This is a genomic window from Methylobacterium sp. AC315, assembly GCF_979253755.1.
The window spans coordinates 1-19,949 of the sequence record NZ_CEEDEA010000027.1 but is presented as its reverse complement, the minus strand read 5'-3'; the positions used below and the strand labels follow the sequence as shown (position 1 = coordinate 19,949).

General features: G+C 72.4%; 12 protein-coding genes. 4 read left to right on the top strand and 8 right to left on the bottom strand.

The window, feature by feature from the left end; translation table 11 throughout:
* Positions 1 to 46: 46 nt before the first annotated feature.
* Positions 47 to 1,348 (bottom strand): selenoneine synthase SenA, encoded by a 1,302-nt coding sequence (senA, locus tag AC0IY0_RS25610; RefSeq protein ID WP_471766099.1) that lies wholly within the window; start codon positions 1,346 to 1,348, stop codon positions 47 to 49.
* A gap of 27 nt (positions 1,349 to 1,375) precedes the next feature.
* On the opposite strand from senA, the gene senB reads away from it, so the two are divergent.
* Entirely contained in the window at positions 1,376 to 2,335 is a 960-nt protein-coding gene (gene senB, locus AC0IY0_RS25605; protein ID WP_471766098.1) for a selenoneine biosynthesis selenosugar synthase SenB, read from the top strand.
* Between the two features lie 58 nt (positions 2,336 to 2,393).
* Here senB and AC0IY0_RS25600 read toward each other — a convergent pair whose 3' ends face one another.
* The 7 genes from AC0IY0_RS25600 to AC0IY0_RS25570 all read right to left on the bottom strand — a co-directional run bounded on the left by AC0IY0_RS25600 (position 2,394) and on the right by AC0IY0_RS25570 (position 13,274).
* Entirely contained in the window at positions 2,394 to 3,746 is a 1,353-nt protein-coding gene (locus tag AC0IY0_RS25600) for a TAXI family TRAP transporter solute-binding subunit (RefSeq protein ID WP_471766097.1), read from the bottom strand.
* 55 nt (positions 3,747 to 3,801) lie between these two features.
* The gene (locus tag AC0IY0_RS25595) at positions 3,802 to 5,151 is read right to left on the bottom strand and encodes an adenylate/guanylate cyclase domain-containing protein (RefSeq protein WP_471766096.1); all 1,350 of its coding nucleotides are present in this window, start codon (positions 5,149 to 5,151) and stop codon (positions 3,802 to 3,804) included.
* 385 nt (positions 5,152 to 5,536) lie between these two features.
* Positions 5,537 to 6,832, bottom strand: coding sequence for a family 16 glycosylhydrolase (locus AC0IY0_RS25590; RefSeq protein ID WP_471766095.1), 1,296 nt, complete (start codon positions 6,830 to 6,832; stop codon positions 5,537 to 5,539).
* A 101-nt stretch (positions 6,833 to 6,933) separates the two neighbouring features.
* Positions 6,934 to 8,250 carry an HlyD family type I secretion periplasmic adaptor subunit gene (locus AC0IY0_RS25585; RefSeq protein ID WP_147939868.1) on the bottom strand — a complete coding sequence of 439 codons (1,317 nt, stop codon included), beginning with the start codon at positions 8,248 to 8,250 and terminating at the stop codon, positions 6,934 to 6,936.
* Positions 8,247 to 9,971, bottom strand: a complete 1,725-nt coding sequence (locus tag AC0IY0_RS25580; protein WP_471766094.1) for a type I secretion system permease/ATPase — start codon at positions 9,969 to 9,971, stop codon at positions 8,247 to 8,249. The genes AC0IY0_RS25585 and AC0IY0_RS25580 overlap by 4 nt, the downstream gene beginning before the upstream one ends.
* Before the next feature lie 78 nt (positions 9,972 to 10,049).
* Entirely contained in the window at positions 10,050 to 12,218 is a 2,169-nt protein-coding gene (locus AC0IY0_RS25575; protein ID WP_471766093.1) for a hypothetical protein, read from the bottom strand.
* 324 nt (positions 12,219 to 12,542) lie between these two features.
* On the bottom strand, positions 12,543 to 13,274 hold the full coding sequence (locus tag AC0IY0_RS25570; protein WP_147907629.1) for a lysophospholipid acyltransferase family protein: 732 nt from the start codon (positions 13,272 to 13,274) through the stop codon (positions 12,543 to 12,545).
* A 338-nt stretch (positions 13,275 to 13,612) separates the two neighbouring features.
* Here AC0IY0_RS25570 and AC0IY0_RS25565 point away from each other — a divergent pair, with 338 nt between their 5' ends.
* The 3 genes from AC0IY0_RS25565 to AC0IY0_RS25555 all read left to right on the top strand — a co-directional run bounded on the left by AC0IY0_RS25565 (position 13,613) and on the right by AC0IY0_RS25555 (position 19,862).
* Positions 13,613 to 16,117 (top strand): PAS domain S-box protein, encoded by a 2,505-nt coding sequence (locus tag AC0IY0_RS25565; protein ID WP_471766109.1) that lies wholly within the window; start codon positions 13,613 to 13,615, stop codon positions 16,115 to 16,117.
* 170 nt (positions 16,118 to 16,287) lie between these two features.
* Complete coding sequence (locus tag AC0IY0_RS25560; RefSeq protein WP_471766092.1) at positions 16,288 to 17,811, top strand: ATPase domain-containing protein; 1,524 nt, start codon at positions 16,288 to 16,290, stop codon at positions 17,809 to 17,811.
* Positions 17,808 to 19,862: an ATP-binding protein gene (locus tag AC0IY0_RS25555; protein WP_471766091.1), complete on the top strand. Its 2,055-nt coding sequence runs from the start codon at positions 17,808 to 17,810 to the stop codon at positions 19,860 to 19,862. Before AC0IY0_RS25560 ends, AC0IY0_RS25555 begins: the two co-directional genes overlap by 4 nt.
* Positions 19,863 to 19,949: the final 87 nt, after the last annotated feature.

Here is a 19,949-nt window from a genome sequence, read left to right as displayed (position 1 = left end):
CTGGGCCGCTTGCACCGAACCGGTATCCAGTTCGGCGGCAAGCGCCCTAAAGCGCCACCGTGCGGAAGCCGGCGAACACGTCCCGGCGCTCCGGGCCGAAGAAGTTGCGATAGCCGGTGTCGACCATGCGCGAGCGGGTCGCCCAGGCGCCGCCGCGCAGGACCTTGCGCGTCCCGAAGGCCGGCTCCGAATACTCCTTGTAGGCGTCGGGCGCGAAGCCGGGAAAGGGCAGGAAGGGGCTCGCGGTCCATTCCCAGACGTTGCCGAGCATCTGACGGCAGCCCCAGGCGCTGTCGCCCGCGGGGTAGGCGGCGACGTCGACGCAGCCGAGATGGCCGCCGTCGAGATTGGCGCGGTCGGCCGTGGGCGGGGCATCGCCCCAGGGATAGCCGCGCTTGGTGCCACCGAGCGTCCCATCGCGCGCCGGCGCTCCGGCGGCGGCGGCCTCCCATTCCGCCTCCGTGGGCAGGCGCCGGCCGGCCCAGCGGCAATAGGCGTTGGCCTCGTGCCAGTTGACGTGGACGACCGGCTCGTCGGGCGCCAGCGGCGCGTCCCGGTCGAACCTGCGGACGGTCCAGTCCCGCGCGCCGTGAGGCGTCCAGTAGGCCGGGTGCGCGGCCCCGCAGCCGTCGCGCCAACCCGCCCCGTCCGCGTCCCAGTGGGTGTCCGCGCGGTAGCCGCCATCCGCGACGAAGGCCGCGAACTCTGCATTGGTCACCGGCGCGCGGGCGATGCGGAACGGCGCGACCGGCACCGGATGCGCCCATTTTTCATTGTCGAACACGAAGCCCCCGGGCTCGGATCCGAGCCGCCAGGTTCCGCCGCCCACGGTGGCGTCGCCCGGCCACGGGCCGGTTCCCGCGGACCGGGCGCTGGCCGATGCGGCGAAGGCCGGCGCGGGATAGCCCAGCGTCTGGCGCGTGTACGTGAAGGCCTCGTCGTGCATGTCCTCGTGGAAGGTGACGAGCTGGTAGAGGTCGGCCTCCTCGCCTGTCGGCTCGCGGTCGGCCAGACGCCGGATCAGGGCCTCGTGGACCCGCGCCATGTAGCCCAGGGTCTCCGGCAGCGCCGGCAGCGGGATCGACCAGCGCGTCGCGTGCGGCACCCGGGCGGAATCGTAGAGCGCGTCGGCCTCGGCCATCAGCGGCGGCTGCCCGTCGAGCGCTCTCAGGATGAAATGTTCGTGAAACCAGGCGAGATGCCCGATTTCCCACAGGAGCGGGTTCACGAGATCAGATTTCGGCCCCATGAGGCGGTCACGATCGAGGCCTGCCACCAGTTCGAGCGTTCGCGCCCGGGCATCCTGCAGCATGGCCACGAGGTCGGCAGCGGAAACCGGTGTGCGCATCAAACGTCCTGGAAGCCTGTCGAGACCATGAAGATCAGTCTCATCACGCCGGCTGCGCGAATGTCCCGCGCCGGAAATCGGACAACGGCGACCCGCTGGGCGCGCATCCTCGGCGATCTCGGACACCAAGTCGAGGTGACGACGGCCTACGGGGAGGATGCGGACGCCGATCTGATGCTCGCCCTGCACGCCTGGCGCAGCGCCGGGTCCATCGCGCGCTTCAAGGCCCGCCACCCCGACCGGCCGCTGGTGGTCGCCCTGACCGGCACGGACGTCTACCACTATCTCGCGGCGGACCCCGGGCCGACGCTGCACGCGTTGGATCTGGCCGACCGCCTGATCGGCCTCCACGACCTGATCCCCGCCGCGCTTCCGGAGCGCCACCGCGGCAAGCTCGACGTCGTGTTCCAGTCCGCCCTGCCGCGGCGACAGCGCTGGCCGGTATCGGCGGCGGCTTTCGAGGTCCTCGTCGTCGGGCACCTGCGCACCGAGAAGGACCCGTTCTGCGCCGCCCGCGCCGCCCGGCGGCTTCCGGCCCGGTCCCGCACGCGCATCGTCCATCTCGGCGGCGCCTCCTCGGAGGTCTGGGCGGACCGGGCGCGCGCCGAGATGGCCGACAATCCGCGCTACCTGTGGCTCGGTGACCGGCCGGGCTCCCTGGTTCGGCGGTGGCTGACCCGGGGGCGCGTCATGGTCCTCAGTTCTCAGCAGGAGGGCGGTGCCAACGTGGTGTCGGAAGCCCTCGTGTCCGGCCTGCCGGTGATCGCCTCCGACATCCCCGGCACGCGCGGCCTGCTGGGGCCGGCCTATCCCGGCTATTTCCCGGTCTTCGACGAGGCCGCCCTGGCCTCCCTGCTCCTGCGCGCCGAGGAAGAGCCCGGGTTCCTGGACACCCTGGCCGCGTGCGGCGCGGCCCGGGCAGACCTGTTCGCGCTGGCCCGGGAGCGCGAGTCCCTCCGGCGCGTCGTCGCGCGCTGCCGCCCGTAGCGCCCCGCTCCGGCGCCCCCGGCTTCCCCAACGCGGCGCAGAAGCCATCCCGGCCCGGTCAGTCCGCGGCGGCGTGGCGGCGCAGGTCCGCGATCGTCGCCCGGGCGGTGTCGAGGGCGATGGCGACGGCCGACATCGTGGCCGCGTCGGGGGCACGCTCGCGGGCGTAGCGGACGGCGTCGCCGGCCAGGCGGTCGACCTCGCGGGTCAGCCCGGCGGTCGCCGCCGGGTCCTGGGCCGCGCGGGCCTGTTCGGTGATCTCCAGGAGCCGCTCCACGATCTCGTCGATGTGCTCGCGGCGCAGGCCGGCCAGGCGCTGCCGGATCCAGGCCAGGACCGAGACCAGGCCGCCCGCGAGCGCGCCGAGCAGGTAGAGCGTGTCGCCGTAGCGCTCGACGAAGCCGTGCTGCTCGCGCTCGTAGTAGTCGATCGCCCCCGGGTGGATCGGGATCCGGGCGCTCGTGGCCGCCACCGTGGTCTCGTAGGACGGGGCCTGGACGTAATCGGCCGCCTCCGTGGCGTTGGCTGCCTGCGTGCGCTTCTCGAACAGCTGCTGGGTCAGGTCGGCCGCCACGGCACGGCTGAGGGATGCGCGGGCCATCAGCCGGTAGGAGGCGCCCACCGTCTTCACGTCGTCGGCCGGAAGCTTGGGCCGGCCGCCGAACAGGCCGCCCGGGATGGCCACCGCCTGGAGCTTGGGGAAGCGCTCAATCACGGCGTCGTCGTCCGCCACGGCGACGAACGCGACCTTGCCGCCGCGCGCCACCGAGCGGAACGCCGCGACCAGATCGAGCGCCTTGGGCGCGGAGGGCGCAATGATGCTGATGAAGGCGTCGATCCGCTTCTCGCGCAGCGCGCCGGCCACGCCATCCTCGGCGACCGGCACGAGCACGACCGCGCGGTCGCCCGGTCCGGCGCCCGCCGCCGGCTCCAGCGTCAGGCCGTAATAGCCGAGGAGGCTCTTGAGCAGTCCGATATCGGCGTCTCGGTGCGTGCCGATGCCGATCCGCTTGCCGGCCAGGTGCGGGAAATCCGTGATGCCGGCCTGCTCGGGCGAGGCGATGATCATCGCCTGGTCGCGCAGGATCGCCAGGGTGAGCCCGTTGGTCGGCAGCAGCACGTCGGGCCGGACCACCGCCAGGTCGGCCCGACCGTCCTGCAGGGCGGCGGCGCTCTCGCGCACGTCCTCGAAAGCGAGGATCTTGAGGCGCAGGCCCGTGCGGCCCGATTCCAGCGCGTCCGCGTAGGCTTTGATCAGGGCGGGCTCGGTGCCGTCCCGGGGCGCCACCGCGACGGTGAGCACGGTCGCCTGCAGGAGATACCAGGCGGCCAGGGCCGCGACACCGAGGAGCAGGACGGCGCCGGCCAGCAGGGTCTCGCGGCGCAGCAGCCAGGACAGATCGCTCGGCATCGGCCTCTCGGTGGGTCGCGTCCGCGCCGCTTGCCGGCGCGGCTCGAAAGCGCGGCTACAGCGCCAGTTCCGGGAGCGGATCGACGTCGCGCAGGCGGGCCGGTGCGGGCTCGGCGTGGTCCGGGGGCTCGACGGAAAAATAGGCCATCGGCTCCCGGCGGCCGCGCAGGGGCTCGCGGCTGACCTCCCGCCAGACCGCGGTGGCCGGGCCTGCGGCCCGCCGGACCGCCTCCGAGGCCAGGATCTGCACGCCGTGGACCTTGGTCGCCTGCTCAAGGCGCGCGGCGACGTTCACGGTGTCGCCCAGCACGGTGAACTCGTAGCGGGCCTCCTCACCGATGATCCCGCTGAACACCTCGCCGCAATGGAGGCCGATCCCGATGCGCACCGTGGCGTCGTGCTCGCCCTTGCGGTTCCAGCGGGCGATGGCCTCGACCAGGTCCCCCGCGAAGGCCACTGCCCGGGCGGCGTCGTCGCCCTGCGCCTCGGGCAGGCCGAACACCACCAGGGCGCCGTCGCCCAGGAACTTGTCGACCACGCCGTTGTGCAGCTTGGCCGTCCACATCACCCGGCGCCGGAACGCGGACAGGAACGCGGAGAGCTGCTGCGGGTCGAGGCGCTCGGCCAGGGCGGTGGAGCCGCGCATGTCGACGAAGGCGATGACCGCCTGCTGTCGCCGGCCTGCCCGCAGGCTGCCGTCGTCGTCGGCCAGGCGCGAGACCAGCTCCTGCGGCAGGAAGCGCGACAGCCGGCGGCGGCGCCCCGCCTCGCGCATGGCCGACACGGCGAACAGGATCAGCACCAGGACGAGCGCGGCCAGGGCCGCCCAGATCAGCAGCGCGATCCGGGAGACCGCCGCCTGGCGCTGCTCCATCAGGGCCGTCTCCTGGGCCTCCATGCGGCGCACGACCGTGCGAATCTCGTCCATCAGGCGGCGCCCGCTCCCCTCCCGGACGAGGGTCCGGCTCGCCTCGGCGTCGCCGCCCCGGTACAGGTCGATGGTGGTGGCAAGTTCGCCGAGCTTCTCGCGGATCAGCAGGATCAGGCCGTCGAGTTCGGCGCGCTGGCCGTCGTCGTCCCGCAGCAGGTCGCCCAGGCGGGCGAGTTCGCCGTTGACCTTGGAGCGGCCGGCCCGGAACGGCGGCAGGAAATCCTCGTCCCCGGTGAGCAGGTAGCCGCGCTGCCCGGTCTCGGCGTCCTGCACCGCCGACAGCACCCGGCCGAGGCGCCCCTCCACCGCCAGGGCGTGGCGCACGGCCTCGCTGCCGCGCTGCTGGTAGACCGAGGCGCCCACGGCGATGCCCAGCATGGTCAGGATCACCGCGAGGCCCGCGATCATCCGGTCGACGGTCTTCGAGCGCCGGGGCAGCTGCTCGATCACGTCCAGGGCGGTCCGGGCGGTCATGCCGTTGTCGCGCGGGCGAGGAATACGCAGGATCTGGCCACGCAGGATCGGACCATGCAGGATCGGACCATGCAGGATCGGGTCGCGCGGAATCGGCCCAGGCAGGTGCGTGTCGCTCGTGCGTCGGCGATCCCGCCGGCCGGAGCGGCCGGCCGGATGGGCTCGCGCATGGTCGCGCTCCGCGCCGCGGGCACAGCGATCTCCTGTCTCGATGGGGTCGGCGGGCGATCCGGACCGGGCCGACGGGTGGGACCGCCAGCACAAAAGGCGGCCCCGGCGATTGTTCCCGCCGCATCGGGCAAACATAACGGACGACGGCGGTTTCCGGCCCCTGCTGCCGCAATCGTGATCCGATCCGGGTCGTCCCCCTCCCCCACCCCGGCCGCTACAGGCCGAACATGCTCTGGGTCGGGGCGTGGAGCGTGAAGGCGTGGCCCTCGTCGATCCAGCCGGTGCCGGCGTGGCCCTGCTCGATATAGGTGATCTCCGCGGCGCTCGACGCGTAGTAGTGGCGGCCGCTCTCGGTGTTGACGAACCGCTCGATGTTCATCGCGGCCGATCCGGGCGCGGTCGGATCCGTGTAGGCCTCGAAGGCGACGCCGTCGTAGCGGTAGCCCGAGCCGGACCCGATCAGGCCGTCCCGCTCGGCGGCGCTGGCCGTGTAGAAATGGTCGCCGGTTGCCGCGTTGGTGAAGTGGAACACGTCCGCGGTGCCGGCCGTGTCGGTGGGCGCCGCCCAGCCGACCCCCTGATACGCGTAGGCCGTCTGGGAACCCGTCAGGGTGTCCCGTTCCGCCGTGCTGGCCGTGTAGAGGTGCTGTCCGGTGGACGCGTCGTAGAAGTGGAAGACCGGCTCCAGGCTCGCGCCCGCACTGCTCGGGTTGGCCTGGTAGGCGCGCAGGTAGTCGATGTTCATGTGGGCCGGGAACGGCGTCGTCGCGTCGGCATCGCCCGGCCACGTGCCGCCGACCGCCAGGTTGGCGATCATGTACATCGGCTTGTCCAGGCTGGCCGGCGTCGGCGTGCGGTAGACCTCCTGGCCGTCGAAGTAGAAGGCCAGGCTGTCGGGCCCCCAGTCGACCCCGTAGGTGTGGAAGCCCCCGCTCATGTCGGCGACGTGCGCGGTGCCCTGGCTCAGGGTGTGGTCGCCGGCGGTCTGGCCGGGCGCCAGGCTGTGGACGCTGGTGTAGAGCGTGTCGGAGTCGTGCCCGAGCATCTCCATCACGTCGATCTCGGGGGGCCAGGAGCCGTCCTTCGCCAGCAGCCAGAAGGCCGGCCACATCCCCTGCCCGGCCGGCAGCTCGGCCCGCATCTCGAAGTAGCCGTAGGTCTGGCTGAAGCTGTGGGACGTGTTGATCATCCCGGACGTGTAGGGCTGGCCGCCGAGGTCCGGGAGCAGCGCCGGGTCGGACGGCGCGGCCGTGATGGTCAGGATGCCGTCATGGACGCCGAACGGGTTCGGCAAAGCCGCGCCGCTTCCGCCGACGAGATGGTCGGCGCGGAGGTACCATTCCTGCTCCTGGTTGAACGGACGCGTCCCGGTCGCTGTGACGTAGCTGCCCCATTGCGGCCCGCCCGCCGTGTCGAGGCCCGAGGTCCCGTTCCAGAGCTGCAGCGTGTCGAACTCGGCGCTGTAGGTCAGGGTCGCGGTCTGCGCGAGGTTCTTTGGGTCGATCGGCATGGTGGCTGGCCTGTCGGTTGTGCCGGATCCCGGCGGCCCGGTTCCATTATGCAATCAAGAGTTGCAATATCCTTGCCGGCCCGGCGAACAGGCGCCCGGCCCTACTTCTCGCGAAACGCCCGGCGCGCCTGATCGACCAGGGGCTTGGTCAGGTACGACAGCACCGTCCGGTCGGCGGTCCGGATGAAGGCCTCCACGGGCATGCCGGGCATCAGCTTGGCGCCATCGAGCCGGCCGAGCTCGTCCTTGGTCACGCCCAGGCGCACCAGGTAGTAGAAGCTGCCGGTCCGCTTGTCCTCGCTGACGTCGGCGGCGATCCGGATGACGCGGCCGTTGAGCTCCGGGGTCGTTCGCTGGTCGAAGCTCGGGAAGCGCAGGCCGGCGGCCTGCCCGGTCTGCAGCCGGTCGATGTCCTGGGGCGCGACCCGGACCTCGGCCACCAGGGAATCGGCGTTCGGCACGATCAGCATGATCGGTTCGCCCGGGGAGATCACGCCCCCACGGGTATGGACCGCCAGCTCGTGGACGTAGCCGGTCTGCGGCGAGCGGATCTCGATGCGCTGGAGCTGGTCGAAGGCGGCGATCCGCTGCTCGGTCAGGGTCGCGGCCTTGGCGCGGTTCTCGGCCAGCTCCTTGGCGACGTCGCTGCGCAGGTTCTGCTCGAGCTGGATGATCTGCAGCTCGGTCTCCGAGACCTTGCCCTTGGTTTGGGCGATGTTGGCCACCAGGACCCCGCGCTCGCCCTTGAGGCGGGACATGTCGCGCTGCAGGCTCGTGAGCCGGGTCAGCTGGATCAGGTTCTTCTTCCAGAGATCCTCGACGCCCTCGTATTCCCGGCCGATGATCGTGGTCTCCTGCTCCTTGGCGGCGGCCTGCTCGACCAAGCCCTTGATCTCCTCGCGCAGCTGGCCGATCCGCTCGCGCAGCTGCGCCTTCTGGCCCTGGAGCGCGTCGCGGCGGAAGCGGAACAGCTTGCGCTCGCCGTCGACGATCCGGGCGACGTCGGGTCCGGCTCCGCCGAGTTCGGCCGGGAACGCGACCTCCTCGCGGCCGTCGCGCTCGGCCTCCAGCCGGGCATTGCGGGCGGCGATCTCCCACAGGCTCTTGGTGACGCTGTCGTAGGTCGCCCGGGTGGTGGTGGCGTCGAGGCGGACCAGCAGGTCGCCGGCCAGGACCCGGGCGCCCTCCTGGATCGGCAGTTCGGCGACCACGCCGCCGGTGGGGTGCTGGACCTTCTTGATGTTGCTCTCGACCACCAGGGAGCCCGTGGCGATGATCGCCCCGGACAGTTCCGTGGCGGCCGTCCAGGCGCCGGTCCCGGTGGCCAGCACGATCACCGCGGCGACGCCGACGACGTGCCGCCGCAGCGAGCGCCGGGTCTCGCGGGTCGGGTCGGCGGAGGCCTGGTCCCGCGTCATGCGACCCTCGTGGGTGTCTGCCGGGTCAGGGCGCCCAGCTGCGCCAACACCTCGTCGCGGGGCCCGTGCAGGCGCACGCGGCCCTCGCCCAGGACCAGGATGCGGTCCACCGCCGCCAGCGCGCTCGGCCGGTGTGCGATCACCACGACGATGCCGCCCCGGGCGCGCACGCCCTGCACGGCGGCCGACAGGGCGCGGTCGCCGTCGACGTCGAGGTTGGAGTTCGGCTCGTCCAGCACCACCAGGAACGGGTCGCCGTAGAGCGCCCGCGCCAGCGCGATCCGCTGGCGCTGGCCCCCCGACAGGCCGAGCCCGCCGGCGCCGACCCGGGCGTCGTAGCCGCCCGGAAGCCGCAGCACGACCTCGTGGACGCCCGCCGCCTTCGCGGCCGATTGCAGGGCCTCCGGGTCCGGCGCCGGGTCGAACCGGGTGATGTTCTCCGCGATGGTGCCGTCGAACATCTCGATGTCCTGCGGCAGGTAGCCGACGGCGCGCCCGAGGGCGTCGGGATCCCACTGGTCGATCGCCGCGCCGTCGAGGCGGATCACCCCGCGGACCGGACGGGCCAGGCCGACGAGCGCGCGGGCGAAGGTGGACTTGCCCGAGCCGCTGGCGCCGATCACCCCGAGCGCGCTGCCGGGGGCCAAGGCGACGTTGACGTCGTGCAGGATCAGGCTGTCGGTCCCGGGGGCGGCGATCGACAGGGCGGTCACGCGCACGCTCTCCCGGGGCGCCGGCAGGGGCGTCAGGGCCTCCGGCTCCCGCCGGGGCAGGAACGCCACGAGCCGGCTCCAGGCCTGCCGGGCGGCCGAGAACGACTTCCAGTTGGCGATGGCGAGGTCCACCGGCGCGAGCGCCCGGGCCGACAGGATCGTGGCGGCCAGCATGACGCCGGCGGTGGCCTCTTCGCGCACCACCAGGTAGGCGCCGAGCCCCAGGATCCCGGATTGCAGCACCGTGCGCAGCAGGCGCGCGACCGCACCGAAGCCGATGGCCAGGTCGTTGCCGGAGGTGGCGACGTCGAGGTTCCGGCGGGTCCGGACCTGCCAGAGGTCGGCCACCCGCGACCGCATCCCCAGCGCGCAGAGCAGCGGCGCCGTCCGGTGCGCCATGTCGGTGAAGGACCGGCGCTCGCCGGCGACCCGCACGGTCTCCCGGGTGGTCTCGGCGGAGGCCCAGTCGGTCAGGACCGTCAGCACGCACAGGAACAGGGCGCCGGCCGCGATCGCCGCCCCGAGCCAGGGATGGAACAGGAAGCAGACCGCAATGTAGAGCGGCACCCAGGGCAGGTCGAAGAAGGCGGTGAGCGCCATACTCGACACGAAGCCCCGCACGGTGTCGAGGTCGCGCAGGGCCTGGGGGCCGTCGTCGCCGCGGGGCGTCTCGGAGCCGCGCGCCAGCAGGGTCCGTAAGATCCGCGGACCGAGGCGCTCGTCCACCAGGCGGCCGAACCGCGACAGGATCCGGGCGCGGAAGACCTCGAACACGCTCTGGATCACGAACAGCATCAGGGCGATGCCGGCGAGCCCGACCAGGGTGGCGATGCTGCGGCTCGGCAGCACCCGGTCGTAGACCTGCAGCATGAAGATCGGGGCGGTCAGCATCAGCAGGTTGATCAGGCCGCTGACGATCATCACGGTGATCAGGGCGGTGCGCCCGGCCCCGATCGCGGCCCGGAATTCCCGGCGTTTGGCAGCACGCAACACGTGTTCGTCGGTCAACGGACTGTCCCCCGGAGCCTCGGCTCCACATCCTCCCAAAAAAAGCCCCCGCCGCGTGGGCGGCGGGGGCTCCGGTCGTCAGAGGCCGAGCAGGTGCAGGCCGCCCGCGGCCGAGTGCGGAGTCGGGTCGGTGTGGTGGATGTCGGCATGGCTGCCGAGGTCGATCGTGACGATCCCGAGATCGAGGCTCGCCCCGTGGGAGCCGCCGGCTTCCCCGGCACCCGCCGGCGCCGTCGAGGCCGGGCTCAGGATCTGCCCGACGAGGGAATCCACGCCGCCGCCGCTGCCCTGCGGCAGCAGGATGCTGTCGCCGGAGAGCAGGCTGGCGGTGGCCAGGCTCGGCTGGTCGGCACCCACCGCGATGGCGCTCGCCTGTACGGTGTGGGACGGATCCGCGGCCGGGGTGAGCACGGCCGCGTTGGCCAGGGGCGTCGCGGTGGTCGGGCCCGCGGCCACGTCGATCAGCGGGTGGGTCCCGGGGCCGGCATCGCCCGAGCCGCCGCCGGTCAGGCCGCCCAGCAGGCCGCCGACCGGGTTGCCGCCCGCGCCGCCCTCCGTGGCGCCCAGGACCGAGGTTACGGTCCCGAGCACGCCATCGAGCGGACCCGCGCCGCCCTGGCCGCCGGCGGCGCCGGAGAGGGCCCCGGTCACCGACCCCAGGACGCCGCCGGCCGCACCGGCGACATGCCCGACATCGCCGGCGACCTGCCCGATCGCGGGGGCCGCGTTGCCGCTCAGAACCGCGCCGGGCAGGTTGACCACGTCGGTCAGGAGGTTGGTCGACTCCCCGAGCTCGCCCAAGCCCACATCGGTGCCGAGGTTGATCACGGCGTGGAGCGGCGCGTTCAGGATCGCCACGTCGTGGCCGGCTTGTTCCAGCACGCCGTGGATGGCGTCGATCGCCCCGTTGGCGAGCCCGGCCACGGGCTGCAGCGGCGCGTTCGGTCCGAGCAGGGTGCCGATCCCATCCGCCTGGCCTTTACCGGCGAGGCCGCCCAGCAACCCGTCGAGGGGCGTTCCGCCGTGCCCGCCGAGCAGGCCATCCACCGCCGAGGTCACGGGGGCGAGCAGGCTGCCGCCTGGCGCTCCGGTATCGCCGCCGAGCCCGCCGAGGAGGCCGGTGACGCCGCCCAGCAGGCCGCCGGCCGCGTGGGTCACGGCGCCGACATCGTTGAGGATCGGCGACAGCGCCCCGAGGCCCTGGCCGCCCAGCAAGTCCCCGGGCAGGGCCGCGACGTCGGTCAGGAGGTTGCCGCCCTGCCCCAGATGGCCGAGGCCGAGGGTCTCGCCGAGATGGGTCAGGCCGTGCAGGGCGTCGTTCAGGAGCGGAACCGCGTGCCCGAGATTCTCGAGGGTCGCGTGGATGTCGAGCACCGCGGTGTTCGCCAGGTTGGTGACGGGGGCCAGCAGCCCGTCCGACGAGAGCAGGCCGCCGGCATTGGCGACCCCGGTCACCGAGCCGACCAGGGTGTCGGCCGAGCCGAGGACGTGGCCGAGATCGGACAGGACCGGGTTGGCCGACGCCAGGCCGCCGCCGGTCAGGAGCGATCCGGGCAGGGCCAGCGTGTCGGTCAGGAGGTTGCCGCTCTGACCCAGATAGCCGAGGCCGAGTGTCTCGCCGAGAGCCGTGACCGCGTGGACCGGCGCGTTCAGCACCGGGATCTGGTGGCCGGCGTCCTCCAGCGTGGTGTGCAGATCGAGGACGGCCTGGTTGAGGATGCTGGTCGCCGGGCTGAGGATGCCGTCGGCCCCGACCAGGCCGTTGCCGTTCGCCGGCGCTGCCGTGACCGATCCGAGCAGGGCGCCGGCGGCCGCGGCGACGGCCCCGGCATCGCTCGGCAGCGACGGGATCGCGCCGGACCCGGCCGGGTCGGCGCCAGCGCTCGTGAGGTCGGTGATCAGGTTGCCGCCCGCGCCGATATGGCCGAGGCCTACGGTCTCGCCGAGATTGGTCAGCCCGTGCAGCGGCCCGTTCAGCGGGGCGACCGCGTGGCCGAGCCCCTCCAGCTGCGCATGGGTGTCGAGCACGATCTGGTTCGCCGTCGCGCTGACCGCGTCGGGCAGCACCGATCCGCGCGCATCCGTGGAGCCGGTATCGACGGTGCCCTCGATGAGCGAGGCGATCGGGCCGAGGCTCGCGAGCTGGCCGGTGGAGAGGGCGGTCGTGGATAGGAGTGCGTCGGGGCCGACGAGCCATGCGAGGGAGCGCGACGCGGGGCTGAGGATTGCGGCGGGAGAGAGCGACATGAACACCTCCTGGTTCATCAAGTAACCAGTTTTGCAACTGTGAGTTGCAAATTGCGGCGTCGGTAGGGAATACCGAGGCCACCTTGATTCGGTGGATCGCGTCTGTTGCGAGAATACGCTTGCGGGGGTGGCCGGTCCGGCCGATCGCGTCGATCCGCTGATCGAGGACCGCGATCGTGTTCGGGTAAAGCCCGGCGGACAGATGAAAGCGGGTCTTCGCCAACCCGACCAGCTCGCCGGTGGCGGCCCGCGCGGTGGGCGGCGGCTCCTTCGCCGCGGGACGGCCTGCGCGCAGCCCCTGTTTGTCGGTGCTGGAACGAGGGCCTAACGCCGCCCCTGCGCCTCGGCCGGACGCCAGCGGTCGAGTTCCCGGTCGATCGCGCCCTCGGTGCCGCGCAGGAACTCTGCGGCCGGCAGGCCGGGCGCGAGGGCGGCGAGGTAGCTCACCACGATCGTGCCGGCTCGCGTGGCCATGCCCCGGGGCCAGAACAATCCGGAATTCACCGCGACCGGCACCACCGGCAGGCGCAGCCGGCCGTACAGCAGCTCCACGCCACGCTTGAACTGCAGCGGGTCGCCGGCCCGGCCCCGCGTGCCCTCCGGAAAGATCAGCACCGAGCGGCCCGCCGCGACGGCAGCCTGGCTGCCCTCGATGATCGCCCGCAGGGCCTGCGTGCCGTTGGCGCGGTCGATCACGATCATCGGCGAGCGCCGCAGGAACCAGCCGACCACCGGGATCGCCAGCAATTCCCGCTTGGCCACGATGGCGACGTCGGGGACCAGCACCAGGAAGGCCAGGGTCTCCCAGGTCGACTGGTGGTTGGCCACGAGCAGGCAGGGCTCAGCCGGGAGGTGTTCGCGCCCCTCCTCGACGTAGCGCAGGCCGACGATGCCGTGCAGGCCCGCCAGGACCCCGCGGGCCCAGAGCCGCGCCGCCGTGCGGACCGGCCGCGCCGGCGCCCCGGCGAGCGCCAGGACGACCAGCGGCGCGACGAACAGGGCCGTCCAGACGGTCCAGTAGGCGACGAACAGAAGGGAACGGGCGTGCTGCGCCAAGGTCGGGCCTCACCTAGGGCCCGGGGCGGGGCTGGGGTGGTTCAGGGGGGAATAGCGCCTCGCGGAACGGGGCGCACGGCAATTCGGACGGGCTCGAAAGCCGCAGGCACCCGCGAGTGCCGGCCAGGGCCAGTATTTCCCCCTCGCCGCGCGCGCAAGTCCGTCGATCCGGATCCGGGTTCCGGATGGAGACTTGGCGCCGCCCTTCGCAGGGGCGACAAGGGCTGGGCCCGGCAGCCTTCCGCGCCGGGGCCGAGAACGGCCGCCGCCGAGCGGCGTTGTTGCTACGGTTCAGGCGGGCGCGGGCGCGCGTGTTGAAGGAGACCGGGTTGGCGAGGGTGACGGGGCGTGCGGAGGACGGGGGGGCCGGTTGGGACGGTCCGGCCCTTGTCGCGGGCGGCGGCGCGGCGGGCGCCGTCATGCGCGCGTTCGACTGGTCCTCCTCGCCGCTGGGCCCGCCCGAGCGCTGGCCCCAGTGGCTGTCGGCTGCCGTGAGCCTGATCCATGGGTCGGGATTCCCGATGTTCGTGGCCGTTGGGCCGGCGCTGGGCCTCCTCTACAACGACGCCTACGCGGATGTGCTAGGCAGCAAGCATCCGGCCGCCATGGGCGCGCGCCTCCGGGACGTCTGGGCGGAGATCTGGGCCGACCTTGCGCCCCTCGTCGAGGCGGCGATGGCCGGCGAGGCGACCTGGGTCGAGAACCGGCCGCTGGTCATGAACCGCCACGGTTACGACGAGGAGACCTGGTTCACCCTCTCCTGCGCGCCGCTCCGGGACGCGGCCGGCGCGGTGGCCGGGGTGTTCTGCACCTGCACGGAGACCACCGCCCGGATGCGGGCCGAGACCGCGCTCCGGGAGAGCGAGGCGCGGTTCCGCAACATGGCCGACCATGCCCCGGTGATGATGTGGGTGACCGGCGCCGACGGGGCCTGCACCTACCTCAACCGCCGCTGGTACGCGTATACCGGCCAGACCGAGGCGGAGAGCCTTGGCCTCGGCTGGCTCGACGCGGTCCACCCGGACGACCGGGATGCCTCGGCCCGGGCGTTCCTGGACGCCAACGCCCGGCACGGGCCGTTCCAGGTCGAGTACCGCCTGCGCGGCGCCGACGGCCGCTATCGCTGGTTCATCGACGCGGCCCAGCCCCGTCGCGGCGAGGATGGCGGCTTCCGCGGCTATATCGGCTCGGTCACCGACATCCACGACCGCAAGGCCGCCGAGGAGCGCCTGGTCGAGACCACGCGCCGGCTCGACGCCATCCTCAACAACACCTCGCAGGCGATCTTCCTGATGGATGAGCGCCAGCACTGCAGCTACATGAACCGCGCCGCCGAGACGCTCACCGGCTACGCCCTGGAGGAGACCGAGGGCCGCGCCCTGCACGACGTGGTGCACCATACGCGGCCGGACGGATCGCCCTACCCGCTCTGCGAATGCCCGATCGACCAGGCCTTCCCGGAGAACGAGCGCGAGCAGGGCGAGGAGGTCTTCGTCCACAAGGACGGCTCGTTCTATCCCGTAGGCTTCACCGCAAGCCCGATCCGCAACGAGCGCGGCGAGCCGATCGGCACGGTCATCGAGGCCCGCAACATCGAGGAGGAGCTGCGCGCCAAGGCCGCCCTGGAGGCGTTCAACGCCACCCTGGAGCGGCGCGTCGAGGAGGAGGCCGCCCGGCGCGAGAAGGTCGAGGAGGCCCTGCGGCAATCGCAGAAGATGGAGGCGGTCGGTCAACTGACCGGCGGCATCGCCCACGACTTCAACAACCTGCTCACCGGCATCTCGGGCAGCCTGGAGCTGCTGCAGACGCGGATGAGCCAAGGCCGGCTGACCGACCTCGACCGCTACATGACCGCCGCCCAGGGCGCGGCCAAGCGGGCGGCGGCGCTGACCCACCGCCTGCTCGCCTTCTCGCGCCGCCAGACCCTCGACCCCAAGCCCACCGACGTGAACGCCCTGGTCCACGGCATGGAGGAGCTGGTGCGCCGGACCGTCGGCCCGTCGATCCACATCGAGGTGGTGGGCTCGGCCGGCCTGTGGCCCGCCCTGGTCGATCCCGGCCAGCTCGAGAACGGGCTCCTGAACCTGTGCATCAACGCCCGGGACGCCATGCCGGAGGGCGGGCGCATCACCATCGAGACCGCCAACCGCTGGCTCGACGACCGCGCCGCCCGGGAGCGCGACCTGCCGCACGGCCAGTACCTGTCGCTCTGCGTGTCCGATACCGGGACCGGCATGCCCCCGGAGGTGATCGCCAAGGCCTTCGACCCGTTCTTCACCACCAAGCCCATCGGGCAGGGCACCGGGCTCGGCCTGTCGATGATCTACGGCTTCGCCCGGCAATCCGGCGGGCAGGTGCGGATCTACTCCGAGGTCGGTCAGGGCACGACCGTGTGCCTCTACCTGCCGCGCTTCCACGGCGACATCTCCGCCGCGGTGGCCGTGCCGGATGCCGGCGCGGTGCCCCGGGCCGAGCAGGGCGAGACGGTCCTGCTCATCGACGACGAGCCCTCCGTGCGGATGCTGGTGACCGAGGTCCTGGAGGATCTCGGCTACATGGCGATCGAGGCCGCCGACGGCCCGTCCGGGCTGAAGGTCCTGCAATCGGACGTGCGGATCGACCTGCTGATCACCGATGTCGGCCTGCCGGGCGGCATGAACGGCCGGCAGGTGGCCGATGCCGCCCGCGAGACCCGTCCCGGGCTCAAGGTGCTGTTCATCACCGGCTATGCCGAGAACGCCGCGGTGGGCAACGGCTACCTGGACGACGGCATGCAGGTGCTCACCAAGCCCTTCGTGATCGAGGCGCTGGCCGCGCGCATCCGGGATATGATCGAGCCGTGAGGCCCCGCGCTGTCCCGCGGCGCACGGGGCGCCTCACGGCTGCGGCGCGGGCGGCACTGACAAGGCATGGCACTGACAAGGCATGGCACTGACAAGGCATGGCGCGGCCGCTACCGTGCGCGCGGCACCGGGGGGTGCGTGGGACCGTGGGGGAAGCGTAGGGCAAGCCGATGACCGATACCGAAACGGCGTTCCCGGCCTGTCCGGCGCCGCGAATCTCGACGGGCGTTCCAGGCCTGGACGACATCCTCTGCGGCGGCCTGACCCCGAGCCGCCTCTACCTGCTCGAGGGCACGCCCGGAACCGGCAAGACCACCCTGGCGCTCCAGTTCCTGCGCGCGGGCGCGGCCCGGGGCGAGCCGACGCTCTACGTCACCCTGTCGGAGACCGGCCAGGAGCTCCGCGCGTCCGCCGCGACCCACGGCTGGTCTCTCGACGGCATCGAGCTCTACGAGCTCGTCAACGAGATGGGGCTCGACCCCGACAGCGAGCAGTCGATCCTCCACCCGTCCGAGATCGAACTCGGCGAGACCGTCCGGGAGGTCATCGCCCGGGTCGAGGCGCTGAAGCCCGAGCGGGTCGTGTTCGACTCGCTGTCGGAGCTGCGCCTGCTGGCCCAGAACCCACTGCGCTACCGCCGCCAGATCCTGGCGCTCAAGCAGTTCTTCGCCAAGCGGGCCTGCACCGTGCTGATGCTCGACGACCGCACGTCGGAGACGGGCGACCTGCAGCTCCACAGCATCGCCCACGGGGTCGTCTCGCTGGAGCAGGTCCCGCGCGAGTTCGGCTCCGAGCGCCGGCGCCTGCGCATCGTCAAGATGCGTGGCATCAAGTACCGGGGCGGCTACCACGACTTCCTGTTGGAGACCGGCGGCATCCTGGCGTTCCCGCGCCTGATCGCGGCCGAGCACCACACGCCGTTCGACGCGACGGCGCGCTCCACGGGCTCGGACGCGCTCGACCTGCTGCTCGGCGGCGGATTGGTGCCCGGCACCAACACCCTGTTGCTCGGCCCGTCCGGGGTGGGCAAGACCACCATGGCCATCCGCTGCATGCTGACCGCCCTGGAGCGCGGCGAGCGGGGCACCTACTACCTGTTCGACGAGGGCCTCGCGACCCTGCTCGCGCGGTCGGCGACCCTCGGCATGGACCTGAGCCCGCATATCGCGGCCGGGCGCCTGACCATCACGCAGATCGACCCGGCCGAACTCTCCCCCGGGGAGTTCTCCAGCATGGTCCGGCAGAGCGTGGAGGAGCACGGCTCCAGCGTCGTCGCGATCGACAGCCTGAACGCCTACCTGCACGCGATGCCGGGCGAGGAGTACCTCATCCTGCAGATGCACGAGATGCTGAGCTACCTGAACCAGCAGGGCGTCACGACGCTGCTGGTCCTGGGGCAGCACGGGGTCATCGGCGAGGTCCGCACCGACATCGATCTCAGCTATCTCAGCGATTCGATCCTGCTGTTCCGGTTCTTCGAAGCCAAGGGCGAGGTCCGCACGGCCCTGTCCGTGGTCAAGAGCCGGGTCAACGCGCACGAGCGCACCATCCGCGAGATGAAGCTGTCGGCGCATGGGATCCAGGTCGGCGAGGCCCTGGCCGATTTCGAGGGCGTGCTCACCGGCCTGCCCTCCTATCGCGGCGCGGTGGCGATGCTGACCGGCGACGCGCCGGCCGACGGCCGCGCCCCATGACGGCATTGGCGCAGGACGAGGAGCGCGTCCTGATCCTGGCGCCGCGCGGGCGCGACGCCGCGGTGGCCGAGCAGGTGATCGCCCGGGCCGGCACGCCGGCCGCGATCTGTCTCGACCTCGCCGGCTGGATCGACGCCCTCCGGGCCGGGGCCGCCGCCGCGCTGGTCACCGAAGAGGCCCTCGGGGAGACCGGGCCGCCGGACCTTTTCGCATGGCTCGAGGCGCAGCCCGCCTGGTCGGACTTCCCGTTCATCGTGCTGGCGACCCGCCAGCACGGGCACCGCTCCCAGCGCGCGTCCCAGCTCCTCGCCCGGCTCGGCAACGTGGTCCTGCTGGAGCGCCCGATCAACGCCGAGACCCTGGTCAGCGCCACGGCCGCGGCCCTGCGGGCGCGCCGTCGTCAATACCAGGCGCGTGAGCGTCTCCTGGAGCGCGAGCGCGACCGGGAGCAGCTCCGGCTCGCCAACGAGGGGCTGGAACGGCGCGTGGCCGAGCGGACCCGGGAGGTCGAGACCGCCCACGAGACCCTCGCCTTCGCCCTCGACGCCGCCGGGATGGGATCCTGGGACCTCGACCACGTCACCGGCGCGTCCCGGCGCTCGCTTCGCTTCGACACGGTGTTCGGCTACGACGCGCCCCAGGCGTTCTGGAACCGGGATACCTTCCTGGCCCACGTCGTCGAGGAGGATCGTGCGGGCGTCGACCGGGCTTTCTCCACGGTCGGCCTGACCGGCCGGCTCGATCTGGAATGCCGGATCCGTCGGCTTGACGGGGCGGTGCGCTGGATCGCCCTGCGGGGGCAGGTCAAGTACGACGCGGCCGGCACTGCGACCCGGATCGCCGGCATCCTGATGGATCGCACCGACCAGCACGTCACCGAGGAGGCCCTGCGCCAGGCCCAGAAGATGGAGGCGATCGGCCAGCTTACGGGCGGCGTCGCCCATGACTTCAACAACCTGCTCACCGTCATCGTGGGTGGGCTCGACATGGTGCTCCGCCGGCCCGAGCAGGTCGACCGGGTCAAGCGACTCGCGGAGGCCGCCATGGGCGCGGCCCGGCGCGGCGAGCAGCTGACCCAGCAGCTCCTGGCGTTCTCCCGTCGGCAGATGTTGCGGCCGCAGACGCTCAATCCCAACCGCCTGCTCCTGGATTTCCGGCCGCTCGCGGAACGCGCCGCCGGCGGCGCGGTGGAGCTCGCCTTCGACCTCGACCCCGCGCTCGATCCGATCCGCATCGACCCCGCACAGTTCGAGGCCGCGGTGCTCAACCTGATCGTCAACGCCCGCGACGCCATGGAGGGCCGGCCGGGTCACACCCGGATCGCCGTGACGAGCCGCAACGTCCATCTCGGCACCGGCGCTGTGGCCGAGAAGGGCGTGGCGCCCGGCCCCTACGTGCTGGTCTCGGTCACCGATGGCGGTGCGGGAATCCCGCCGGATAAGCTTCAGCGGGTGTTCGAGCCGTTCTTCACCACCAAGGAGGTCGGCAAGGGGACCGGGCTCGGGCTCAGCCAGGTCTACGGCTTCACCCGCAGCGCCAACGGCTTCGTCGACATCGCCTCCGAGGTTGGAGCCGGCACCACCGTGACACTGTACTTCCCGCGCTCCACCGACCCGGCCGACGAGGAGACCGGGGCCGGCGCACTCCGGACCATCCCGTTGCGCCGCGCCGGCGAGGGCGAGACCGTGCTGCTGGTCGAGGATGACGAGCAAGTGCTCGGCATGGCGGTGGAGAGCCTGGAGGAGTTGCGCTACCGGGTCATCGTCGCCCGCAACGCCGCCGAGGCCTTAGGCCATCTCCGGGGCGTGGAGCGCATCGACATCCTGTTCTCGGACGTGGTCATGCCGGGGGGCATGAACGGCTCGCAGCTCGCCGTCGAGGCCCAGCGGGTACGCCCCGGGATCAAGGTGCTGCTCACCTCGGGCTACGTCGCCAATCTCGACGAGGGCCAGGTCATCGGCCACGGCGAATTGCCGGTCCTGAACAAGCCGTACCGCCGGGACGAGCTCGCCCGGTCCTTGCGCCTGGTGCTGGGCGGGGAAGGCCGCTGAGCCCCGAGTGAGCCCCGAGCACGAAACAGCCGGTCCGCGTGAGCGGACCGGCTGTTTGGCTGGATCGTGGTGATCGTGTCTGTGTGT

Excerpts from the sequence above, each read along its gene's own strand:
- senA (WP_471766099.1), bottom strand. The coding sequence starts at position 1,348 with ATGCGCACACCGGTTTCCGCTGCCGACCTCGTGGCCATGCTGCAGGAT.
- senB (WP_471766098.1), top strand. The coding sequence starts at position 1,376 with ATGAAGATCAGTCTCATCACGCCGGCTGCGCGAATGTCCCGCGCCGGA.
- AC0IY0_RS25600 (WP_471766097.1), bottom strand. The coding sequence starts at position 3,746 with ATGCCGAGCGATCTGTCCTGGCTGCTGCGCCGCGAGACCCTGCTGGCC.
- AC0IY0_RS25595 (WP_471766096.1), bottom strand. The coding sequence starts at position 5,151 with ATGACCGCCCGGACCGCCCTGGACGTGATCGAGCAGCTGCCCCGGCGC.
- AC0IY0_RS25590 (WP_471766095.1), bottom strand. The coding sequence starts at position 6,832 with ATGCCGATCGACCCAAAGAACCTCGCGCAGACCGCGACCCTGACCTAC.
- AC0IY0_RS25585 (WP_147939868.1), bottom strand. The coding sequence starts at position 8,250 with ATGACGCGGGACCAGGCCTCCGCCGACCCGACCCGCGAGACCCGGCGC.
- AC0IY0_RS25575 (WP_471766093.1), bottom strand. The coding sequence starts at position 12,218 with ATGTCGCTCTCTCCCGCCGCAATCCTCAGCCCCGCGTCGCGCTCCCTC.
- AC0IY0_RS25560 (WP_471766092.1), top strand. The coding sequence starts at position 16,288 with ATGACCGATACCGAAACGGCGTTCCCGGCCTGTCCGGCGCCGCGAATC.
- AC0IY0_RS25555 (WP_471766091.1), top strand. The coding sequence starts at position 17,808 with ATGACGGCATTGGCGCAGGACGAGGAGCGCGTCCTGATCCTGGCGCCG.